Origin of the sequence: Paraburkholderia sp. RL17-347-BIC-D (assembly GCF_046027915.1) — a bacterium.
Taxonomy (GTDB): Bacteria; Pseudomonadota; Gammaproteobacteria; order Burkholderiales; family Burkholderiaceae; genus Paraburkholderia.
The window spans coordinates 1-6,942 of the sequence record NZ_JARESS010000122.1; the positions used below are offsets into that span (position 1 = coordinate 1).

A 6,942-nucleotide genomic window follows, 5' to 3' on the forward strand; every position below is an offset into this window, starting at 1 on the left:
ACCTGGCGGGATGGCACCATCCGAGTTAGCGCGGTAAGGGTCCGTTCAGGCAGTCTGTACCCGGTCAACCGGTCGGCTGCCTCTGGGCAGATTCCAGGCGGACACGCGCGATCCGCTGACTGTCTGTCGGATCGCGCAACATATCGGGCAGGACGGGCGTGGGTCACGGTGAGCGGCCTTCAAGGTTATCGCGAAGGCGTCGGGGCATGGTGACAAATCCCTGCGATCGCAGGAGTGCGACGAACGCCGGATCAGACAGGAGTTCCGCCAGCACGTTGCCGACAATGACCCGCTCGACGCGGACGGCTTCCATCTGCCGGATCGCCGTCTGTTGGCGCGCTCGCTCCAGCATAAGGACTTTCCGGGCCTTGATCTGCGGCGAGGATCGGGATTTCGCGCGGGTCGACGCGTCGCAGCCGGACGCGACATCCTCTTCGCCAGGACAGATTGCGGTGCGCGGATGATCTTTTCGCATAACGATTACTTCGTAGCAGGGTGGCACGTCGCCGGCAATACTTCCAGCGGCACGTTGGCGGCAAGCTCGATCAGTGATGCAAGATCGGGATGCTGGTACGGCTCGAAATGAGACTGGCCGTACCGGTACAGCACGGTGTATTCGCCCTTCGGCAGGCTACCCTGGGGGAGAATGTGAAAGTCGAGCAGTTCCTTGCCTGCGCGCTCAATGCGGCCATACACGAGAAAGTCAATCGCAAAGCAATCGGGCCAGCGGGCGATCCAGTACGGCAAATGTCCCTGGATCAGCCACGGGCTCCGGATGACCAGTTGCAACCGTAGTGCGCCGTCGATGCACAGCGTGCCCGTGTGTTTCTCATACCGGACCTGATGACCCAGCTCCCGCAGCTTGTCGGTCGTCCCATCAGCAACGCGCCGCTCCATCAGGTGCTCGACGTACCGGTTTTCGGACCGCTCGGGATTCAGGTTCGGCGGGTATCCAATGATCTTGTATGCCTCATGCAGACTCCCGAATTCGTGCATTACCTGTTCAACAGACGGCGCACTCCGGTAGTGCCTCAGTGTTGCCTGATTGAGTCTGCCTGCTCTCGTGACCACCTTGCGTAGGCCTTCAATAATCTCGTTTCGTGTCGGTCTACGTCCGACGCGTGCCATTTTCTGCTGGACAGCGGCAAAGATGCGCCGGTCGACGACCGGCTCGAACGCGTCCGGAATGCGGATCCACTCCTCCCGCGGCAACTGCTCCCAGCCGCGGTCGAGTTTCGAGGTCGTCCGGCTGTAGACATTGGTGCCGATGTACTTTTCGTTGCGCAGGATGTCCAGTATGTTGGCGCCTTGCCAGGTGCGGCCAGCACCGTTGACTATTCCAAAGCTGTTCAGGCGCCGCGCGATTGCCGCCGCGCTGACCGGTTGCATTGCGTACCATTCGTAAATCTTGCGGACCAGCGCGGCATCGCCTGGCGGCCCCGGCGCGATGATGATGCGGTCAGTCTGTACGCTTTTGTATTCACGCGGAGCGAGGCACCGACGCTCGCTGTTATCCCGGCCGACCAGAATGCGCTGCAATCCAATCCCGGGGGGGCCACCCGCATGAAAACCACGCCGGACGTTCAGGCAGTGCCCGAGAAAGACCTTACGTGACATCTCGCGACTGAATTCGCCGGCCATCGCCCGCTTGAGTGCCTTCAGTATCGACGTGGCAGGACTGCTATCGTTCTCGAACGGCTCGGCGACATAGATGACGTCGACACCGGCGCGGCGACAGGTGTATTCGTAGAACGCACTTTCATCGACATCCTGGAAGCGTCCCCAGCGACTGACGTCGTACACCAGCACGCTGGTGAATCTGCGCGCCGGATTCTCCACGTCGATCAATAGCTGGATCAGTGCTGGGCGTTCACGCAGCGTCAGTCCACTGATCGCAGCATCTTCATAGTCCCGCACAACCCGGATACCGTGCGCGGCGGCATATCGTGCGATCGCTTCGCGCTGGAATACAGGTGAGTACTCCTGGTGGTCGGTGGACATGCGGATGTACTGCGCGGCGCGAACGGGCGCAGCGGGCTGGGTACGGCGCTTCCGCGCGGAAGGCATGATATTTCCAGTGCTCACACATTAGTGCTAGCGCTTTTCCGGTCAAAGTCAAGATGGAGGTGTCACGGATCGGCGTAAAGGCGCCGGGGATGATCGCCGTAATGGCGCCAGTTAGAAGTGGTGTCAAACGCAGATTCGAACGGCCTCAAGAATGCGGTTTTTTACTGGATTTTGCAACGGCGGTTTCGCCGTTTTCAGGCATCGGTTTAGGCTTGCGGAAGCTCTCGCCCTCGATGACGATGCGGTAGGCACCGTGACGTAGCCGGTCGAGTGTCGCGGCGCCGAGAACCCGGTTGTCGGGGAAGGCGTCACCCCATTCGCTGAGATCGAGATTGGATGTCAGGATGGTAGCCGCCCGCTCATACCTGGCCGCCACCAGGTCGTGGAAGTCTTCGTCGTGTGGCGCGCGCAGGGGTTTGAGCGCGAAGTCGTCAACGATCAGCAGTGGCACACGCACGAACTGCTGGAACTTGCGTTCGTAGAGGCCCGTGGCGCGGGCTGCATGCAGCTTCTTGATCAGATCGGTTTGCGTGACGAACAGCACGTCCCGCCCCTGACGCGCAGCGCAGTGGCCCAGCGCCTGGGCGATGTGGGACTTGCCGACGCCTGTTTGACCGACCATCAGGATTGCCACCTTCTCGTCGATGTAACGACCGGTGGCGAGATCGTGGATGTGTGCGCGGTTGAGCTTCGGCAGCCGGTCGAAGTTGAAGGTTTCCAGTGTCTTGCCTAGCCCGAAGCCGGCGCGCACGAGACGCGCGCCGAGCTTCTTCTGGTCGCGCCGCGCGACTTCATCATGCAGGAGCATCGCGAGGAATTCGGTGTAGGCGAGCTGTCCATCGATTGCCTGCCGGTTGCGCTGCTCGAGCGAGTCCAGTACACCGGACAGGCGCAGTTGCTTGAGGATCGTATTCAGTTCGGGACTGGGGTTCATGATGTTCAATGCAGGAGAAGGGAGTGGAGGTCACGACCGAAGCGGCCGCCGTTCAGATAGGTGTCGGCAGGCGCCGTTGACGTTTGCGCCGCTGCTGCGGCGGGCTGGCTGTCCAGTCCCTTGTCGAGGATGGTCTTGACGGTGCGGTACTTCGGGCTCGCGAATGCAAGCGCACGCTCGCACGCGGCGTCCAGTCGCTGATCGCCGAACTTCTCGCGCATACGGACGATGCCCTGCGCGCCACGCAGGTTCACCAGCACCGTGTCGTTGAACATCGCGAGAACCAGCGCGTGACAGGATGGCCCGATCTCCCTGGCACGAGCCAGGCACCACTGCGGATCGTGCTCGAGCCACGCCTGCGCCGCCGGCGGCTGGTGGTCACGCACTGTATGGCGATCACCTGCCTTGCGCAGTCGTGGATGGGTTGCAATGAGTTCGTGCTGATGGAACAGCTGTACGACCGTATCAGTCGATTTGAGCCAGAGGCTCTTGCCAACCAGCGTGAACGGCACGGAGTACAGCGCCTTCTTGTAGACGACGTGTCCGTCCGTATGCACCTTGACTTCGCTCCATACAGCCAGCACCGGCGCAACGTCAGGCAGCGTCGTGAGCAGCGGCTTCTCGATGGCAAAGCGCGCCAGCGGCTGCTCGCGTGTCGTGCCATGTTCGCGCGTGCTGGCCTGCTGCATGATCCATTCGCGCAGCTGCCGGTTGGCATCGGTCAGGTCGCGGAACGTGCGCAGCGGCACAAAGGATTTCTTGACATACTTGACGCCCGACTCAACGATTCCCTTCTTCTGCGGGTCGTGCGGTGGACATGCGTCGATCCGGAAGCCGTATCCCTCAGCGAGCGCGGCGTACGAACGCTGGACCTCCGGGCTGTACATGCAGGCTCTGGTGATCGCACACTTCGCGTTGTCGATGATGATGCGGCCCGGGCAGCCGCCAAACCACTCAAAGGCACGACGGTGGCAGGCCAGCCATGTCTCGACGGTCTGGTCGAGCACGAGCTCGACATACTGGTGCCGCGACCAGCAGAGGGTCATGACGAAGAACCACGTCTTGATCTGCGCGCCCGATTCATGTGGTAGTGCCGGCCCGGCGCCGAAGTCAACCTGTGCGGCCTCCGCTGGCGCAAACTCAAGGATCGTTGTGGCCGGCACGCCGCGTTCGGCCCTCAGGCCCAGCAGGATACGGCGCACCGCCGAGTAGCTGCCGGTGTAGCCATGGTTGCGTTTCAGCGCGTGGTGAATCGTTGTGCCCTGAACGCCGGCGTCATGCCAGTCACGGATCTGCTCGCGAAACGGCTCGAGCGTGGACACGCATGTGCTCGGCAAATGTGGAGTGCGGCCAAACACGCCGGCAATCACGGTATCGTCAGGCAACGGCTGCCCAGGATTCAGCCAGCCGCGCTCGTCGGCCATACGACGAACAGCGGTCAACTTCTTGCGACCCATCAGGCCGCTACGCCCGATGTCGCGATCAGAATCGCCTTGCCGCATGCGGACAAGGACTTGACGGTACTCAAACAATTCGAACCTCCGGTTGGTCATGGACACTCCGTTCAGAAAGAACGGGAGCGTACCCATCTGGAAAGTTCGAATCGCGTTCAACACCCTGCGCCAGTGGCGCCTATACGCCGATCATTGACTGGCTCCTTTACGCCGGTCACGGACTGGCGCCATAACGCCGATCCTGCGCTGGCGCCTATGCGCCGATCATCAGGTGGCGCCAATACGCCGATCCCGGAATGGCTCCATAACGCCGGTCAGTGACAGGAGGATCGCTATGGCGACCGAACGGGCGCTGGACAACCGGAATTGGTTGATCTTTCGACTTGCAAAGGGCCCGGGTCGTTAACGGCTATTCGATGCCTGCCACCGGCCCGCAGGAGTGTGACGGTGCCCCTGCGTCAAACCCTGTCGCGTAGCCGCTTTCGTGAGTGCAGCCTGCTCTGGAGGGCTACAGGTTGCCGTTTTTGCGTTCCTTCTGCACAAAACCCCTTGGTTTAGGGCCTCGCCCGTTGCAGATTCAAATGCGAATTGCTACGCTAGCGCGAGCCTGAGGATTTGGACCTTTGCGCATTGTCGGTGACTACGCAAAGGCAAGGGCCCCGGGCCAACCTTTGACCAATGACGAGGAATCTATGGCAACGAAAGCTGCGGCAAAGCCGGCTCCGAAGAAGGTGACCCCGGTCGAGAAAAAGGCGAAGGCGCCGACGGTGAAGAAGGCGGCGACCCCTGCCACCAAGAAGGCGGTCGCTGCCACGCCGCTGAAGCCCATCAAGGATTCGTTCACGAAGGCTTCGCTTGCTACCCATCTTGCCGAGCGCGCAGGTGTCGAGCCGAAAGCGGCGAAGGCCTTGATGGCCGCTCTGGAAGAAACGGTGCTCGCATCGGTCCACAAGAAGGGTGCGAAGGAGTTCACGCTGCCGGGTCTGCTGAAGGTTGTTGCTCAGGACGTGCCGGCAAAGAAGAAGCGCTTCGGCAAGGACCCGTTCACGGGTGAAGAAAAATGGTTCGCCGCGAAGCCCGCTTCGGTGCGTCTGAAAGTGCGGCCGCTGAAGAAGCTGAAGGACGCCGCGATCTAAACCGGACCGCCGGAAAGGGAGCCCCTCGCGATGGAAGTCTGAGGGGCTTTTTACTTTTTGTGCCTGGGGAGCACGGGCCTTAATGTAATCTGCCCAATCAAGGTGAACTGAGCGACACATCCGAGCATCAGGGCGTGCTGAATGGGTGAATGCGCCCGCAATTGCGGCGTCATAAAAGTCGTGCACTGCGGGCGGCTGCGCGCGCGGCCAGGATGCCTCCCAGCGCGCCACCCAGATGGCTTTGCCACGACACGCCTGGATATATTGGCATCACGCCAAAGAGCATCGTCAGCCCGTAGCTCGCCGCTACGAAAAGTGCCACTAGCATCGCCAGAAGGTGCCGCGTGTAATGTCCCCGCGCGACCAGGTAGCCCGCGTATCCGAACACGAGACCGCTCGCGCCGATATGCACCGTGAAGGGCGCGCCGAGCAGCCACGCGCACAATCCGGCACCAAGCATCGCACCGATTGTCGCCTGCCAGAAGTTCGCGATGCGCGGCCAGGTGCACAGCCAGCCCAAAATGAGCAGTCCACCAGTGTTGGCTACCAGGTGCATCATGCTTGCGTGCAACCACGGGGCGAACAGGATGCCCTGCAGCCCGCCAAGCGTGCGCGGCACCACGCCGTGCCGGTTCAGATGCAGGAATGGCAGCGCAACAGACAGGAAAAAAACCAACCAGATGGAGCCAACGAAGGCGGCCAGAAGGAGACCACGTGCCTTGAGCTGCACGAAGAGCGAGTCAGAAGTGGAAGTCGTGCCATAGCGCCGGGTTGAGTCTTGCGGCATTACCAGTTACTCCGTACTCGGCTTGATATCAATTGTCATGGACGCGATGACGTACGCGCTTTAGCTTTTGCGCTGCCGCGGTTCCCCCGGAGACCTATCTGACGGTGGTTAGCGGGTGCGGCTGCGGACAATGACTCGATGCAGAAATTAATGAACGCGTCGACTTTCGCAGCACGATGGCGCCGGGACGGAAAGAGCGCATACAGCGGAAATCTTTCGTCCGGCCAGTGCGGGAAGAGGTCCATAAGCAAGCCATCACGCATTACCTGCTCGATGCCAATCTCCATCACCTGGGCGATGCCAGCGCCGGCGATACACGCACCGAGCATGGTTTCCACGTCCGACACGAGGAGACGCCCCTCTGCCGGTATCTCCGTGACCTTCTTACCCCGATGAAACTCCCACTCGAAGGGCTTGGCCGTCACGGGGTTATAAAACATGATTCGCTGATGCCTGCTCACCTCCTCCGGTTTTCCTGGCTTCCCGTGCTCAGCCACATACCGGGGAGACGCGACCGTAATGATGCGCGTATCGAGCAGCTTGCGTGCAATCAGTGTTCCCAGT

At 61.3% G+C, this 6,942-nt stretch carries 7 protein-coding genes; 1 reads left to right on the forward strand and 6 read right to left on the reverse strand.

Annotated features, from left to right (window positions below; translation table 11 throughout):
- Positions 1–163: 163 nt before the first annotated feature.
- The 4 genes from P0D96_RS47150 to istA form a co-directional block, all read right to left on the reverse strand.
- Entirely contained in the window at positions 164–475 is a 312-nt protein-coding gene (locus P0D96_RS47150) for a hypothetical protein (protein ID WP_408321106.1), read from the reverse strand.
- Between the two features lie 5 nt (positions 476–480).
- Positions 481–2,067 carry a recombinase family protein gene (locus tag P0D96_RS47155; RefSeq protein ID WP_408321116.1) on the reverse strand — a complete coding sequence of 529 codons (1,587 nt, stop codon included), beginning with the start codon at positions 2,065–2,067 and terminating at the stop codon, positions 481–483.
- A 145-nt stretch (positions 2,068–2,212) separates the two neighbouring features.
- Positions 2,213–3,001: an IS21-like element helper ATPase IstB gene (gene istB / locus P0D96_RS47160; RefSeq protein WP_408321108.1), complete on the reverse strand. Its 789-nt coding sequence runs from the start codon at positions 2,999–3,001 to the stop codon at positions 2,213–2,215.
- 5 nt (positions 3,002–3,006) lie between these two features.
- Complete coding sequence (gene istA / locus P0D96_RS47165) at positions 3,007–4,533, reverse strand: IS21 family transposase (protein WP_408321118.1); 1,527 nt, start codon at positions 4,531–4,533, stop codon at positions 3,007–3,009.
- 614 nt (positions 4,534–5,147) lie between these two features.
- Here istA and P0D96_RS47170 point away from each other — a divergent pair.
- Entirely contained in the window at positions 5,148–5,591 is a 444-nt protein-coding gene (locus tag P0D96_RS47170; RefSeq protein ID WP_408321110.1) for an HU family DNA-binding protein, read from the forward strand.
- 169 nt (positions 5,592–5,760) lie between these two features.
- Here the strand turns inward: P0D96_RS47170 and P0D96_RS47175 are convergent, their stop codons facing one another.
- Entirely contained in the window at positions 5,761–6,378 is a 618-nt protein-coding gene (locus P0D96_RS47175) for a rhomboid family intramembrane serine protease (protein ID WP_408321112.1), read from the reverse strand.
- A 35-nt stretch (positions 6,379–6,413) separates the two neighbouring features.
- Positions 6,414–6,942 (reverse strand): substrate binding domain-containing protein (locus P0D96_RS47180; RefSeq protein ID WP_408321114.1); only part of this gene is annotated, 529 nt, incomplete at its 5' end.